Origin of the sequence: Ruegeria sp. AU67, assembly GCF_900312795.1 — a bacterium.
Lineage (GTDB): Bacteria > Pseudomonadota > Alphaproteobacteria > Rhodobacterales > Rhodobacteraceae > Ruegeria > Ruegeria atlantica.
The window spans coordinates 115490-131246 of record NZ_OMPH01000016.1 but is presented as its reverse complement, the minus strand read 5'-3'; the positions used below and the strand labels follow the sequence as shown (position 1 = coordinate 131246).

Here is a 15757-nt window from a genome sequence, read left to right as displayed (position 1 = left end):
CACTACCCGGTCTCAACTAGCCAAATAGGCGGTAGACCAACGCAAACTGTCGCGGGATGGAGCAGCCCGGTAGCTCGTCAGGCTCATAACCTGAAGGTCGTAGGTTCAAATCCTACTCCCGCAACCAATCATTAGTTTCATAAAACAGTAACTTACAAGTCGCCTCCGGGCGGCTTTGCTATTTGTGCCAATATGTGTGGAAGCACTGTGGTCCAGATTGTAAGCAGCATACTGCGACGCTCCAGTTCTTTTGCCTATTGTAAGCGTTATAGACGGCGACCATCTTTCCCGACAGGGATGGAGTACCCGTAGGCGTGGAAGATGTTCTGTATTTTCTGATCACTTGCAAGCTCACCCAAGTTTTGAGAGTTCATGATGCCTGTATCCTTTTGGGAGCATCATAAAATGTCAGAAACGAGCTGATCAGGGGTAATTTAGAGGGTCAGATGCAACGCTTACTGCCTATCTCTTCTCAAAAAAGATTCGGATGAATCAGAATCCTCCGTTGCTCAAACTCCTAAACCTGTCCGGTGGGCCCTGACGTCAGAAAGCCACCGGTGTACCAAGTGCGGTCTGCCTAGATCGCGATAATCCTACAATCATCAGTGCCACCCTTAGCGCCGTTCAAGCTGAAACAGGGTCGAAAGCACGCAAAGTTTTCGATGGCACACAACTTCGGAAACTCACCTGCGCTCGCTGGACAGGACAACCTTTTTTCGGCAAAGGCAAGCCAAGCCTTGTCAGGTCATGACGGTTTCAATAGGAAAATTAGGAACCGAGTCAAATTATTGAGCATTTTATGTTGATCTGTCCTGTCCTTCTTTGCGGAGGCTCTGGTACGCGCCTCTGGCCTTTGTCTCGAAAGAGCTACCCGAAGCAATTCGTTCCATTGGTCGGAGAAGAGACCCTGTTCCAGGCATCTGCCCGCCGGTTGTCAGGGGCAAACGCGGAATTGGAGTTTGAGGCACCGGTGGTTCTGACAAACTCGGACTTTCGGTTCATCGTCGCGCAACAACTGCAGGCTATCGGAATTGATCCCGGCACGATCATGATCGAGCCTGAGGGGCGAAACACCGCGCCGGCGGTTCTGGCAGCCGCGCTGCATGCTTTTGCCAAGGATGAGGCCGCTGTTTTGTTAGTGGCTCCATCCGATCACGTTGTTCCGGATGCGGCGGAATTTCAGGCCGCTGTCGCCCGTGGTCTGGGGGCGGTTACACAAGGCAATCTGGTGACGTTTGGCATCACCCCTACCCATGCGGAAACCGCTTATGGATATTTGGAACTTGCCGCTGTTCCGGATGGTAACGGTGCGCCAGTTCCCCTGAAGAAATTTGTAGAAAAGCCGGACCTTGCCTGCGCAACTGAAATGCTGGAAGCCGGGAATTACAAATGGAACGCGGGGATTTTCCTGTTTCGTGCGGCAGATATCATTGCAGCCTTCCAGGCCCATGCCCCCGGGCTGATTGAGCCGGTCAAGGCGGCGGTTGAAACAGCAACGCCGGATTTGGGGTTTCTGCGCCTCAACCCCGAAAGTTGGGCGCAGGCCGAAGACATTTCGATCGACTATGCCGTGATGGAAAAAGCCACGAACTTGTCGGTTGTTCCCTTTGGTGCCGAGTGGTCGGACCTGGGCGGCTGGGACGCCGTATGGCGCGAAAGCGGCCCGGATGCGCAAGGCGTGGTGATCAGCCGAGGGGCAACGGCGATTGATTGCCAGAACACCCTTTTGCGGTCCGATAGCGAGCAGATGGAAATCGTTGGCATCGGGCTGGACAACATCATCGCCGTTGCGATGAATGATGCGGTTTTGGTTGCTGATTCATCGCGGGCCCAAGACGTCAAAAAGGCGGTGAGCGCGCTAAAGGAAAAGGGCGCAGCTCAGGCAACCACCTTCCCAAAAGACCACCGCCCATGGGGATGGTTCGAAAGCCTAGTGGTCGGAGAACGTTTTCAGGTAAAGCGCATCCATGTACATCCCGGCGCATCGCTGAGCCTGCAAAGCCATGTACATCGTTCGGAGCACTGGATTGTTGTCGAGGGTACGGCTCGTGTGAAAATCGATGATTGTGAGCAATTGGTGTCCGAAAACCAGTCGGTCTATATCCCTCTTGGTGCAGTGCACCGGATGGAAAACCCGGGAAAAGTCCCGATGGTACTGATCGAGGTTCAAACCGGGACATATCTGGGCGAGGATGATATCGTGCGCTACGAAGACAAATACGCGCGCGGCCAAGGGGCCAAGGGTTAACCCTCGACAGAGGTTTCAGTATGTTAAATGCGCGGCTGTGGTCACATGTTCCGCCGCGCAGATCTACCTGGCGACGCAACGAACTTTGCGACTTTGGATCGTTAAACGGATTTACTTAACGTGCCTCTGCCTGACACAGACATCGAGATATGCACAATGACCGCCAGCCCCTTCAGCAACCGAGCCTCCAGCCTGTCCAGCCTCGCGCGACATTGTCCCTGTTACCGCGTCAGATAGCTCCGATCTGGCCAACGCGGCGATTGATCTTTACGTCGAATCCGGTGGTACGGTTATTCTCGCCACAGTACAGAGCGAAACCCGCACTGTTCAGGTGTCGGACTTTTCGATCTTGCCGGTGGGGACGGACAGCGCACTTACATGCCACCGGCACCACTGCTTCTGGCATCCACGCGATGGTATTGGCCTAAACACAGGTCAATCAGGTCAAGATTCAAAGGCACGGAGCCAGTGAAAACCGTTTAGTCCGCGCCAAACAAGTCACGGGTGAACACCTTGTCCGCGACATCTTCAAGTTCGGGGCTATGCCGGTTGGCAACGATCAAGTCGGCTTCGGATTTAAAGGATTCGAGATCCTGCACAACACGAGAGCGGAAAAACTCATCTTCCTCTAACGTTGGTTCATAAACAATGACCTCGACGCCTTTGGCTTTCAGCCGTTTCATGATGCCTTGAATGGAAGACTGACGAAAATTGTCGCTGCCGACTTTCATGACCAGCCGGTGGATACCAACGACGCGTGGGCCTTTCATCAGGATTCGATCTGACAAAAAATCCTTGCGCGTCCGGTTCGCGTCCACGACGGCACGAATAAGGTTTTGCGGAACATGGCTGTAATTGGCCAAAAGCTGTTTGGTATCTTTTGGCAGGCAATACCCCCCATACCCGAAGGACGGATTGTTGTAGTGATCGCCAATTCGGGGATCCAGCGAGACCCCCTCGATGATCTGGCGTGTATTCATACCACCGGCCATGGCATAACTGTCCAGTTCGTTGAAAAAAGCCACTCGCATGGCGAGGTAGGTGTTGGAAAACAGCTTTATCGCTTCGGCTTCATCCGGGTCGGTGAACAGGACGTCCACGTCTTTGGTCAGGGCACCCTCAAGCAAAAGCTCGGCAAATACCCGCGCCCGGTCCGAACGTTCGCCAACGATTACGCGGGACGGGTGCAGGTTGTCATAAAGCGCGCGCCCTTCACGCAGGAACTCCGGCGAGAAGATGAAGTTGTCGCTGCCCAGATCGGAGCGCAGCGACTGAATAAACCCCACCGGAATCGTCGATTTGATGATGGCGGTGGCCTTGGGGTTAATCGCATTCACCTGCCGGGCGATAGATTCGACACTGGATGTATCGAAGTAGTTAGATTTGGCATCATAATTCGTCGGAGTTGCAACAACGACGAATTCAGCATCTTCGAAGTCCGGTTCCGTAGTTGCCCTGAGCGAAAGCGTTCGGTTGGCAAGAAAGTCTTCCAGTTCGGTATCGACGATTGGGCATCGGCCGGAATTGACCATTTCAACCCGCTCTTTTGAAATGTCGATTGCCGTGACATCGTGATTTTGTGCCAAAAGCACCGCATTGGACAATCCCACATATCCGAGACCTACAACCGCAATCTTCATTTCTTTGCCCTCATACTCGCAAACCGGTGTGTACTTCACCTGCTTTATTGCTTGCCGATTGTAAATGCGCATGTGTGCCTAATCCTAGATACCACCTTGAGCTTTGCCAATCGGACGATGTGAACTTTTTTGTATAAACACGACTTGGAGAAGCCTACGGGGCTCCGGGATTTCTGTGTCGCCAATGCGGTCGACTTGTTAGGCTGGTTCCATCCCGAACAGGAGGGGCTTTCATGCTTTTTATAACGAACAGATTTCCAACCCAAAGCATTCGCACCCGCAAAGGACGTCGCTTCACCTTTGATCTGGACAACAACGCACCTTCGAATTCGGTGTTCTATTGTGAAAAAGGCGAGGATGAACATCACACCGAAATTACCAGCAAAGAGCTCTTGCGGCGGGTGCGCGACAGCGATTGCCGTCAGATCCTGTTATACTTGCACGGGTTCAACAACCTGCCCGACGATGTGTTTCAAACAACGGCCGAGCTTCAGCGTCTGTGCGATCAGGCCAAACCCGGTGAAGTGATGGTGTTGCCTCTGATCTGGCCCAGCGACGCCAAGCAGGGGATCGTTCAGAAATACTGGGATGACCAGAAATCCGCGGACCAAAGCGGTTTTTCCTTTGCGCGGGTGCTGGAGCGTTTCCTGGAATGGCGCAACAGTGAGGATAACGAGCCCGAATCTGCCCCCTGCCTGAAACGGATCAATCTACTGGCGCATTCGATGGGCAATCGGGTTTTGCGCCAGACGTTGATGGAATGGGATCGGTATGATCTGGCGTCGGGCGTGCCGCTGTTGTTTCGCAACACATTCATGGTCGCCGCAGATGTCGTCAATGAAACCGTGCATGAACATGAGCCCGGTGTTCTGGTCAGCCATGCGTCGCGGAATGTGGTTGTTTATTTCGCATCCGACGATCTCGCGCTGCGGGCCAGCAAGGCAGCAAACCTCAAGAACAAAGTGGCGTCTCGCCGTTTGGGTCATACGGGGCCAGAGAATATCGATCGAACGCCGCATAACATATTTCAGGTCGACTGTGACGATATCAATACGGCCTATGACACCCCCACCGGCCACAAGTATTTTGGCCCGGTTTCGCCGGGCGGCGAGGCGGGCCTGGTGTTCCGGCATATTTTTCAATGCGTCCAATCCGGGCGCGTTTTCCCGGATGATCCGCATCAGCGCTCGGTCATTTTGCGCTGAATCGGGTGTTCGCGATATGTCGGCTTTTCAAATTTGATCGGAAATCCAAATAGTTCACAATCTGGTGTTGCAACCTTCAGAATGATCTGGATGATCAGCACTACCAAGACCGACAAAACCGGTCTGCCGTTCCACGGAACGGTACTAACGAAAAAACGGGGAGATTATAATGATCCTGAAGAACCTGATGATCGCTGCCAGTGCGACCGCATTGATGGCGGGTGCCGCATCGGCGGAAACGCTGCGATGGGCACGTGCCGGTGACGCGCTGACACTGGATCCGCACTCGCAGAACGAAGGCCCGTCACACACAATACGGCACCAGATGTACGAGCCGCTGATCATTCGCGACGTGACCGGCGCATTCGAGCCTGCGCTGGCGACCGAGTGGGGTCCCAAGGCCGATGATCCGAATGTATGGGTTTTCAAACTGCGCGAAGGCGTGAAGTTCCATGACGGCGCGGATTTCAACGCCGAAGATGTGGTGTTCAGCTTTGAACGCGCCAAGCAGCCTAATTCGGACATGAAAGAGCTGATCGGTTCGATCACCGAAGTGCGCGCGGTCGACGATTACACCGTCGAGATCGTCACAGATGGTCCGAACCCGATCCTGCCGTCGAACCTGACCAACCTGTTCATTCTGGACAAAGGCTGGGCTGAGGCGAATAACACTGTCAATGTGCAGGACTTCGAAGGCGGTGAGATCACCTATGCCACCACCAATGCCAACGGTACGGGACCTTATGTTCTTCAAAGCCGCGAGCCCGACGTCAAGACGGTTATGGTGCGCAACGACAACTATTGGGGTATCGACCAATTCCCCATGGAAGTGACCGAGATTGTCTATACCCCCATCCAGAATGCTGCGACCCGTGTTGCGGCGATGTTGTCGGGTGAGGTGAACTTCCTGCAGGATATGCCGGTGCAAGACATTGACCGCGTCAATGGAGCCGATGGCCTGATGGTCAAGCAAGCCCCACAGAACCGTGTGATCTTCTTTGGCATGAACCAGGGTGCGGACGATATCGAAGCAGACAACGTAGACGGCAAGAATCCTCTGGCCGATGTGCGTGTGCGTCAGGCGATGTCGATGGCGATCAACCGTGATGCGATCAAGCAGGTTGTGATGCGCGGCCAATCGCAGCCTGCGGGCATGATCGCACCGCCATTCGTGAACGGCTGGACCGAAGCGATGGACGGCGAATCCGCCACTAATCTGGAAAAGGCCAAGGAACTGATGGCAGAGGCAGGTTATGCCGATGGCTTCTCGCTCCGGTTGGACTGCCCGAATGATCGATACATCAACGATGAAGGGATCTGTCAGGCGGCCGTTGGGATGCTGGGCCAGATCGGCGTGACCGTGAATCTGGACGCAAAGCCCAAGGCGCAGCACTTCCCGCTGATCACCGATGGCAAGACAGATTTCTACATGCTGGGTTGGGGTGTTCCGACATATGACTCGGAATACATCTTCAACTTCCTTGTCCACGGTCGCGAAGACGACATCGGCACATGGAACGGAACCGGCTATCAGGACGACGCGCTGGACACGAAGATCAAGTCGCTCGCTTCGAACACCGACCTGGACGCCCGGAATGCCGACATCGCCGACATCTGGCGTGTCGTGCAGGATGAGGCGCTTTACATCCCCATTCATCACCAGGTTCTGAACTGGGGCATGGCCGACGGTGTGGGTATCGACGTGGATGCCGAAGACCAGCCCAAGGTCAAATACTTCACTATCAAATAAGTCAAATCTGTTGACGGTCAGACAGGGCGCGATTTTCGCGCCCTGTTTTTTGTTGCGATCTGGGATTTCCTTGCGCATGCGGCAAAAACCAAGAAAACTCGACCACAGAAACAGGGAGACATAACAATGATCCTCAGGAACAGCGCCATTGGCCTTGCGATGCTGGCTGCCACCAGTATTCAGGCCGCAGAATTCAAATGGGCCTCGACCACCGACCCGCAAACCATGGATCCGCACGCGGTCAACTCGGCCCCGGTTCTGGGATTTCTCAATAACGTCTATGAAGGGCTGGTCCGGCGCGACAAGGACATGAGCGTTCAGCCCGCCCTGGCCGTCAGCTGGGAGCCGATTGGCGAAGGCGACGGCTGGCGCTTCAAGCTGCGTGAGGGCGTGACCTTTCACGACGGCAGTACCTTTGATGCGCAGGACGTTCTGTTCAGCTATCAGCGCGCCTCGGGTGAGGCCGCGGATACCCGCAGCTGGTTTGCGCCTGTCAGTGAGGTGATCGTGGTCGACGATTATACTGTCGATATCATGACGACCGCGCCGAACCCGTTGTTCCCGTCTTCGATTGCCAACTGGATGATCATGGATCAGGGCTGGACCGAGGCCAATGATGCCATCGTGCCGGACAAAGAAGCCGGAAATTATGCGACGATCAACGCCAATGGCACAGGGGCCTTCAAGGTCACCGAGCGTGAGCCTGGCCTGAAAACCGTACTGGAACCTCATGCGGGCTGGTGGGGCGACGTCGAACACAATATCACGCGCGCCGAGTTTAACCCGATCCAGAACCCTGCGACCGCTGTTGCGGCACTGTTGTCGGGAGATGTGGATATGATCAACCCGGTGCCAATCCAGGACGTCGCGCGCCTGCAAGAAGACAGTGATGTCGAGGTCATCAAGGGAATCGAGGCGCGCGTGATCATGCTGGGCTTTGACCACGAGGCTGAGACGCTGAAATACACCGACGATGAGGGCAAGCCTAACCCGTTCCGCGATCCACGCGTGCGCAAGGCAGTGGCGCAGGCCGTGAATGTCGATGCCATTCTGGCCACCATCATGCGCGGCAATGCCGAAGCGGCCTCGCAATTGGTGAGCCCGGCCATGAGCGGCTATTCTGCGGCCCATGCCGAACGTCCCGCATTTGACGTTGAGGGTGCCAAGGCTCTGCTGGCCGAGGCAGGCTACGCCGATGGGTTTTCGTTCGGGCTGAAATGTCCCAATGACCGCTACCTCAATGACGAAGCCGTCTGTCAGGCTGTGGTCAGCATGCTGGCCCAGATCGGGATCACGGCTGAGCTGGAAGCGATGCCTGTGCGCAATTACTGGCCCGAGCTGCGTGAAGATAACTATGATATGTATCTGCTGGGTTGGAGCCCGGGCACATTTGACGCCGAACACCCTGTTCGGTTCCTTGTCGCGACCCCGAACGAAGAGAAAAAGCTGGGCAGCTGGAATTTCGGCGGCTTCTCGAACGCACGCGTGGATGAGTTGTTGCCCGCCATCCAGTCCGAGCTGGATGAGACCAAGCGTCAGGCCATGCTGGATGAAGTGGCCAAGATCATTCAGGACGAACAGGTCTATGTGCCCATGTATGTGCAGCCTCTGGTCTGGGGAACGCGCAGCAATGTCGAGCTGACGCAGCGCCCGGATAACTTCTTTTTGCTGCGCTGGGTGACCGTGAACTGAAAACGCCTGAACATTGGATTGGCGAGGGCCGGTTAGGCACCGCCAATCCGCATCGTACCCTGCTTAAAATCAAAGACGCAGGAAATAAGGATCGCTCTGATACCATCCCGTTAGCGATACCTTGACCAATTAGCCGACCCGTGCATAGAGAAGCGGATCAATGGGGAAAGTGAATGTTCGCATATATCGTCCGAAGGATGCTCCAATCCGTGATCGTACTGCTGGTCGTGGGCCTGGTCGCATTTTCTATGTTCCGGTTTGTCGGCGATCCGATCGACAACATGCTAGGTCAGGAGCGTACGCAAGCCGATATCGACCGGCTGCGGGCTGAACTGGGGCTGGATCAGCCGTTTCCGGTTCAGTACTACAAGTTTCTGAAAAATGCCGTTCAAGGCAATTTCGGTGTGTCTTATCGTCAGGGACGTCCTGTCTCGACCATCATAGCCGAGCGCGCGCCGGCCACACTGGAACTGGCTTTCGTTTCCGGCTTTCTGGCAATTACCATGGGGATTGCGCTGGGCGTGTTCACAGCCATCCGACGACAAGGGATTGCTGCCAATGTCATCATGACCGTTTCCCTGATCGGGGTGTCCCTGCCGACCTTCCTGATCGGGATCTTACTTATCTACATTTTCTCGGTTGAGTTAGACCTCTTACCCAGCTTCGGGAGGGGCGAGACCGTTATGATTGGCAACTGGTCCACCGGCTTCTTGACGGCCTCTGGCCTCAAGGCGCTGATCCTGCCCGCGATTACGCTGGGCCTCTATCAAATGACCCTGATCATGCGCCTGGTCCGGTCGGAAATGCTTGAGGTGTTGCGCGCCGATTATGTCCGGTTTGCACGCGCTCGCGGTTTGTCGGACCGGGTGATCAACTTCCGCCACGCGCTGAAGAACACTATGGTTCCCGTGATCACGATCACCGGTCTTCAGTTGGGCTCGATCATCGCGTTCGCCATCATCACCGAGACGGTGTTCCAGTGGCCTGGCGTTGGCCTGCTGTTCATCAACGCGATCCAGTTTGTCGATATCCCTGTCATGGCCGCTTATCTGATGTTGATTTCGGTCATGTTCGTTTCGATCAACCTGATCGTCGATCTTCTTTATTATGCCATTGACCCGCGCCTGCGTGTCGACGCGAGGGCCACATGACCGATACCATCGAAACCCCGACCGCCCCCACCAAATCGCGATTTGCCAAGTTCTGGGACAGCGATTTTGCGTGGTCCTTCCGGCATTCTCCGGTCGCCTTGATCGCCTCACTGGTGGTGCTGATCCTTTTGCTGGCTGCCGTTTTTGCCCCGGTCATCGCACCTTATAATCCGTTCGATCCGGCATCGCTGAACCTGATGAACGGCTTTACGCCGCCGGGCACGCCCAATGCCTTTACGCAGGAAACCTTCTTTTTGGGGACCGACGATCAGGGACGCGACGTATTCTCGACCATTCTATATGGCATGCGCATCTCATTGTTTGTCGGCGTGTCAGCCGTGATGCTGGCGCTGATCATAGGTGTCATCCTTGGGCTGGTTGCAGCGTATTTTGGCGGTTGGGTCGAGACGCTCATCATGCGGATTGCCGATGTGCAGCTGACCTTCCCGGCCATTCTGGTTGCGATGCTCATCTTTGGTATCGCCAAGGGCGTCACGCCTCCTGAATACCGCAACGAAATGGCGATTTATGTTCTTATCATCGCAATTGCCCTGTCTGATTGGGTGCAATTTGCGCGGGTCGTACGCGGCGCTGCGCTGGTGGAAAAGAACAAGGAATACGTACAGGCCGCCCGTTTGATCGGGCGCGGGCCAATTCCGATCATGTTCCGCCACATACTGCCCAATGTCCTCAGCCCGGTTCTGGTGATCGCCACGATCTCGCTGGCGCTGGCGATTATCGCCGAGGCAACGCTCAGCTTTCTGGGTGTCGGTGCACCGCCGACCCAACCGTCGCTGGGAACACTGATCCGTATCGGACAGGGCTTCCTGTTCTCGGGTGAGTGGTGGATCCTGTTCTTCCCGGCCTGTACCCTTCTGGCGCTGGCCCTGTCTGTCAACCTTCTGGGCGACTGGCTGCGCGACGCGCTGAACCCCAAGCTGCGGTGATAACATGAGCCTTCTGACGATCAACGACCTGACGGTCGAATTCCCGACGCGCCGCCAACTGTTTACCGCCGTGGACCACGTGGACCTGTCCGTTGAACCGGGCGAGATCCACGGTCTGGTGGGCGAATCTGGTGCGGGCAAATCCACAATCGGAGCGGCCATCATGGGTCTGCTGGACCGGCCCGGCCGGATTGCCAGCGGCACCATCAAGCTGAGCGGCGACCAGATCAGCGGTCTGGATGCTGTCGCAATGCGCGGCCTGCGTGGCAAGAAAATCTCGATGATCTTCCAGGATCCTCTGACCTCGCTGAACCCGCTGTTTACCGTGCGCGAACAGCTGACCGAGACGATCCAGGCCCATCTGGGCGGAACGGATGCCGAGGCGAACCAGCGTGCCCGTGATCTGATCGACCGGGTGGGCATTCCCGACCCGGACACGCGGTTGGACCAATATCCGCACCAGTTCTCGGGCGGGATGCGGCAGCGTGTTGTGATCGCTCTTGCGCTGTGCACCGAGCCGGACGTGATTATCGCGGATGAACCGACCACGGCGCTGGACGTGTCCGTTCAGGCGCAGATTCTAGACCTGATCAAAGAGCTGGCGTTGGAACGGCAGGTCGGCGTTATCCTGATCACTCACGACATGGGCGTGATCGCGGATACCACGGATAAGGTGACGGTTATGTATGCGGGCAAGGTGGTGGAAACCGGCCCGACGTCTCAGGTTATGGGTCAGCCCGCGCACGAATACACCAAGTCACTGATCGCCGCTGTTCCGCGCCCGACTCTGAAACTGCACCGTTTCCCGCAGATCAGCTATGGCGGACGTGAGACCCGTTTTGCTATCGAAGATATGGCCCGGCACTGGCCCAAGGTGGACAACGACACCAGCAAACCGGTGTTCGAAATCCGCAATCTGACCAAGAAGTTCCTGCAGCGCAAAGGCCTGCTGCCGTGGGACCGCACTTATTTCACTGCCGTTGACGATGTCAGCTTTGACATTCGTGCGGGTGAGGTATTCGGGGTGGTCGGTGAATCCGGCTCTGGGAAGTCTACCATCGCGCGGATGATCGCGGGGCTGTACCCGGTTGATGGCGGTACGATCACCTTTGAGGGGCAGGTGGTCAGTGATCTGACCAACAGGGCCGCGTTGGATGCCTACCGCAAGAACATCCAGATGATCTTCCAAGACCCTTATTCGTCGCTGAACCCCCGGATGCGGGTTGACGATATCGTGGCCGAACCGATCCGCCATCATAAGCTGATGGAAGGGTCCGACATCAAGCGCCGTGTGGACGAGCTGTTGGATCAGGTCGGGCTGGGCCATGAAGCCGGGCTGAAATACCCGCACGAGTTCTCGGGCGGTCAGCGACAGCGGATCTCGATTGCCCGCGCGCTGGCAACGCAACCGCGGTTCCTGATCTGTGACGAACCGACCAGCGCCCTGGACGTGTCAATTCAGGCGCAAATCCTGAACATCCTGAAAGACCTGCAGGAACATCTGGGCCTGACGCTGCTGTTCATCAGCCACGACCTGCCGGTGGTGCGTCAGATGTGCGACCGGGTGGCCGTGATGAAGCAGGGCAAGGTGGTTGAACTTCAGGAAACCAACGAACTCTTCGCCAATCCGCAGACCGAATATGCAAGCGAGCTGCTGCGGTTGATGCCGAAACTGGACGATCTGTCGACGGATGGGCTAGAGGCCGAGATCTAGTTCCAAAGACCCAATTGCCCGTCACGCGGGCAATTGGGTGTGCATATACATTAAAATATTCAAACTTTGCAGACTCATGCGGGTCTGTTGTGCTACGTCTGTCTTTGGAGTTGGGGGCTTCAGAGGGGCGAAATGTCTCAGGACCTTAGGGACTGGCTAAGCGCACTTGGATTATCTGACTACGCGCAAGCCTTTTTGGATAACAAAATTGATTTTGGAATTTTACCCGATTTGACGGGTGAAGACCTGATCGAAATCGGAGTCACTGCTGTCGGCGACCGTCGGCGGCTTTTGCGCGCGATTGCCGAGCTTGAGACGTTCGAAACCGCCCCGCCATTTCAGCGTGAGGAATCGTTGGAGCCTGCGAAGCGACAGGTGACGGTCATGTTCGCCGATCTGACCGGATTTACCCGGTTGACCAGCGAACTGGATGCCGAAGACATGCACGCGCTGCTCAACGCATTTTTCACAAGGGTGGACAAGGTCGTCGAAAAATACGGTGGCCGGATCGACAAGCATATTGGCGATGCGGTCATGGCCGTCTTCGGCGCGCCGATCTCGCACACGAACGATACCGAACGGGCCGCGAGGGCCGCGCTGGAAATTCACACGGATCTGCCCGGATTGAACCCGCCGCTGACCTGCCATATCGGGATTGCATCAGGACAGGTCATTGCCAGTACGACAGGCAGTCAGGCCCATACGGAATACACTGTGACAGGTGATGGTGTGAACCTGGCCTCGCGCATCACCGACATGGCGGCGCCGGGGGAAACTTTGGTTTCACATGACATTCAGCGTGCGTTAGGGCCGCTTTTTGTCGGTGAGTCGATGGGCGAAAAGGCGATCAAAGGCCTTGGTGATCCGGTTGAGCTGTGGCGGCTGGACCGGATGGCGCGCAACATCCGGTCGCGCAGGCATCGCTTTGTGGGCCGCGAACGAGAGCTGTCCCTATTTTCGGCAACGTTTGATCGATGCCAGCGGCACGGTAAGGGTGAAGTCCATATCGTACTGGGCGAGCCGGGTATTGGCAAAACGCACCTGTCCGAACAGGTGGCTGAGTTGGCCGACAGCCTGTCCTATTCCGTCCACAATGGTGTGGTCATGGATTTCGGCGCGCGCGAGGGGCATTCAGCCATCCAATCCGTGACACGCAGTATTCTGGGGCTGGATCCGACGGATGATACGGAAACCTGCGCATCTGTCGCGAAGGAGGCAATTAGCAAGGGTTGGGTGACAGCGGCGAATGCCGCGCATCTGAATGCGCTGCTTGAGCTTGAACAAGACCCCGGTCTGGCCGAGGTCTATGCGGTGATGGACAATGCAACCCGTCTGCGGGGGCGGCGTCAGGTCATCGACGACCTGATTTCGGCCCGCAGCCAGGAAACGCCTTTGTTGATCCATATCGAGGATATCCACTGGGCTTCACCCGAGATCCTGACAGCTTGCGCCCATATCGCGGCGATGACGCGCAATCTGCCCTGCGTGTTGCTAATGACCAGCCGCGTGGAAGGCGATCCGATCGACCGCGAATGGCAACTTGCGACGGATGGTGCCCTGATATCCAAGCTGGAACTGGCGCCAATAGGGGACGAACAAGCCCGACAACTGGTCGAAGAGTTCACCGGGATCGACCCGGAACTGTTAGACGCCTGCGTGAAACGCGCCGGGGGCAATCCGCTGTTTCTTGAACAGTTATTGCGCAATATCGATGTGCTGAAACAGGAATCCGTTCCCGGCAGCATTCAGGGCATTGTTCAGTCCCGTCTGGATTCGCTGGACCGGACCAGCCGAACGTCGATTCAGGCGGCATCCGTGCTGGGGCAGAGGTTCTCGCCCGAAGTTTTGAATTTTGTTCTGGGTGAAGGGCATCTGGATACCTCGACCCTGATCCGCTCTGCCCTGATCCGCGAGGCTGAGGCCGATCTGATGTTTGCCCACGCGCTGATCCGCGACGGATCTTATGCAACTTTGGTGAAATCTGAACGCGCGCGCCTGCATCGTCAGGCCGCGAGTTGGTTTGAGGACCGTGACGCCACCCTGCGGGCACAGCATCTGGATCGCGCGGGTGCAACCCATGCGGCCCAGGCTTATCTGGAAGCCGCGGACAAGCTGATACAGGTTTTTCAGTTCGACGATGCCAGCCCGTTGATCGAACGGGGGCTGGAACTGCCAGCACCCGCAGGGGTTCGCTTTGATCTGTTCTGCGCCCGGGGTGAGACGCACCGGCTGCAAGGTCTGTCCAATGATGCCCTGCGTGAATTCAAAGAGGCCGCAGAACTGGCCGAAACGGATGAACAAATCTGCCGCGCACAAATCGGCCTGGCGCAGGCTGCGCGGCAGGCCAGCCTGTACCAGGAAGCACTGGAAAGTCTGGACATTGCCGAGGCAGCCGCAGAACGCTGCGGGTCTGACCGCGACATCGCCCAGATCAACTATGTGCGCGGCAATGTATACTTCCCGCTGGGGCAGGTGACAAAGGCGCTTGAGAGTAATGAAAAGGCTCTAACACTGGCCAGAAAGCTTGAATCCGCACGACTTGAAGTTGGCGCGCTCAGTGGATTTGGCGACGCCAATTTCATGAATGCCACGATGCAGACCGCAACGGGGTTCTACACGCAGGCGGTCGAACGGGCGCGGGAAAAGGGTTTGGTCCGCGATTTAGCCGCAAACCTGCACAATCTGAGCGTCGCGCGCAGCTATACCGGCGATGTGGCACAAGGAAAGCTGGATGCGCAGGAAGCCATTGAGGTGTCACAGAAGTATTTTGCCTTTGTTCCGGAATGCGTGGCGCAGACCTGTTTGGGCGTCGCGCACACTTTCTTAGGGGAAATAGATCAGGCGCTGGACGTCTTTACCCTGTCTGCCGAGATCGCAAACCGTGTTGGTGCAAAACGCCTTGAGGCGCAGGCGCTTGAACATCTTGCCCGCACGCATGTCTATGCCGGGCAACTGGAACAGGCGCGCGAAACCGGTCGCCGCGCGGTCGACATTGCCCTTGAGCACGGTCGGAATTTTGTCGGACCAAAAGCGCTGTCAGCTTTGGCCATGGCCGAAGTGGACCCAACTGCGCAGGATGAAAACTTAAAGCTAGGCGAGAAGATCATCGCCGAAGGCTGCGTTGGCCATAGCCACCTGCATTTCTATACGGACGCTGCTGCTGTCATGCTGGCGCGCAAGCAGTGGGACGAAGCCACGCGGTACGCAGATGCCTTGGCCGATTTCACAGCGGATGAGCCCTTGCCGATGGTCGATCTGTCGATCTTGCAGGCTCGAACACTGGCTGAATGTGGGGGTTGGGGCATTCCTTTGACGGCACATGAAGCGTTCGATGAGTTGAGGGCGCGGTTTCAGAACCTGGGCATCAAACAATCGCTGGTCGGGCCGCTGGACTAATCAGGTGAGGGGCT

Annotated in this window: 9 protein-coding genes and 1 tRNA gene; 9 read left to right on the top strand and 1 reads right to left on the bottom strand. The window is 56.5% G+C overall.

The features are described 5' to 3' along the window. Window positions 1-50 precede the first annotated feature (50 nt). Together DK510_RS05940 and DK510_RS05935 are read left to right on the top strand one after the other, a co-directional pair. Window positions 51-127, top strand: a tRNA-Met gene (locus DK510_RS05940). Between the two features lie 672 nt (window positions 128-799). Continuing rightward, complete coding sequence (locus DK510_RS05935) at window positions 800-2248, top strand: mannose-1-phosphate guanylyltransferase/mannose-6-phosphate isomerase (RefSeq protein ID WP_109311323.1); 1449 nt, start codon at window positions 800-802, stop codon at window positions 2246-2248. Between the two features lie 479 nt (window positions 2249-2727). Here the strand turns inward: DK510_RS05935 and DK510_RS05925 are convergent, their stop codons facing one another. Continuing rightward, window positions 2728-3888, bottom strand: a complete 1161-nt coding sequence (locus tag DK510_RS05925) for a nucleotide sugar dehydrogenase (RefSeq protein ID WP_109311331.1) — start codon at window positions 3886-3888, stop codon at window positions 2728-2730. Window positions 3889-4121: 233 nt separating this feature from the next. Between DK510_RS05925 and DK510_RS05920 the strand changes: the two genes are divergently transcribed. The 7 genes from DK510_RS05920 to DK510_RS05890 all read left to right on the top strand — a co-directional run bounded on the left by DK510_RS05920 (window position 4122) and on the right by DK510_RS05890 (window position 15743). Then, the gene (locus tag DK510_RS05920; RefSeq protein ID WP_108861693.1) at window positions 4122-5093 is read left to right on the top strand and encodes an alpha/beta hydrolase; all 972 of its coding nucleotides are present in this window, start codon (window positions 4122-4124) and stop codon (window positions 5091-5093) included. Window positions 5094-5262: 169 nt separating this feature from the next. Further along, complete coding sequence (locus tag DK510_RS05915) at window positions 5263-6843, top strand: ABC transporter substrate-binding protein (protein WP_234998940.1); 1581 nt, start codon at window positions 5263-5265, stop codon at window positions 6841-6843. 126 nt (window positions 6844-6969) lie between these two features. Continuing rightward, on the top strand, window positions 6970-8535 hold the full coding sequence (locus DK510_RS05910) for an ABC transporter substrate-binding protein (protein WP_109311322.1): 1566 nt from the start codon (window positions 6970-6972) through the stop codon (window positions 8533-8535). A 173-nt stretch (window positions 8536-8708) separates the two neighbouring features. Further along, a complete protein-coding gene (locus tag DK510_RS05905) occupies window positions 8709-9686 on the top strand; it encodes an ABC transporter permease (RefSeq protein WP_109311321.1) in 978 nt (325 codons plus the stop codon). Further along, window positions 9683-10633: an ABC transporter permease gene (locus DK510_RS05900; protein WP_058273051.1), complete on the top strand. Its 951-nt coding sequence runs from the start codon at window positions 9683-9685 to the stop codon at window positions 10631-10633. The genes DK510_RS05905 and DK510_RS05900 overlap by 4 nt, the downstream gene beginning before the upstream one ends. 4 nt (window positions 10634-10637) lie before the next feature. Then, the gene (locus DK510_RS05895; protein WP_109311320.1) at window positions 10638-12347 is read left to right on the top strand and encodes an ABC transporter ATP-binding protein; all 1710 of its coding nucleotides are present in this window, start codon (window positions 10638-10640) and stop codon (window positions 12345-12347) included. 132 nt (window positions 12348-12479) lie between these two features. After that, window positions 12480-15743 carry an adenylate/guanylate cyclase domain-containing protein gene (locus DK510_RS05890; RefSeq protein WP_109311319.1) on the top strand — a complete coding sequence of 1088 codons (3264 nt, stop codon included), beginning with the start codon at window positions 12480-12482 and terminating at the stop codon, window positions 15741-15743. The last annotated feature ends 14 nt before the right edge of the window (window positions 15744-15757 follow it).

Bases quoted from the DNA above. Each gene is read 5' to 3' on its own strand.
- DK510_RS05935 (WP_109311323.1), top strand. From the start codon at position 800: ATGTTGATCTGTCCTGTCCTTCTTTGCGGAGGCTCTGGTACGCGCCTC.
- DK510_RS05925 (WP_109311331.1), bottom strand. From the start codon at position 3,888: ATGAAGATTGCGGTTGTAGGTCTCGGATATGTGGGATTGTCCAATGCG.
- DK510_RS05920 (WP_108861693.1), top strand. From the start codon at position 4,122: ATGCTTTTTATAACGAACAGATTTCCAACCCAAAGCATTCGCACCCGC.
- DK510_RS05915 (WP_234998940.1), top strand. From the start codon at position 5,263: ATGATCCTGAAGAACCTGATGATCGCTGCCAGTGCGACCGCATTGATG.
- DK510_RS05910 (WP_109311322.1), top strand. From the start codon at position 6,970: ATGATCCTCAGGAACAGCGCCATTGGCCTTGCGATGCTGGCTGCCACC.
- DK510_RS05905 (WP_109311321.1), top strand. From the start codon at position 8,709: ATGTTCGCATATATCGTCCGAAGGATGCTCCAATCCGTGATCGTACTG.
- DK510_RS05900 (WP_058273051.1), top strand. From the start codon at position 9,683: ATGACCGATACCATCGAAACCCCGACCGCCCCCACCAAATCGCGATTT.
- DK510_RS05895 (WP_109311320.1), top strand. From the start codon at position 10,638: ATGAGCCTTCTGACGATCAACGACCTGACGGTCGAATTCCCGACGCGC.
- DK510_RS05890 (WP_109311319.1), top strand. From the start codon at position 12,480: ATGTCTCAGGACCTTAGGGACTGGCTAAGCGCACTTGGATTATCTGAC.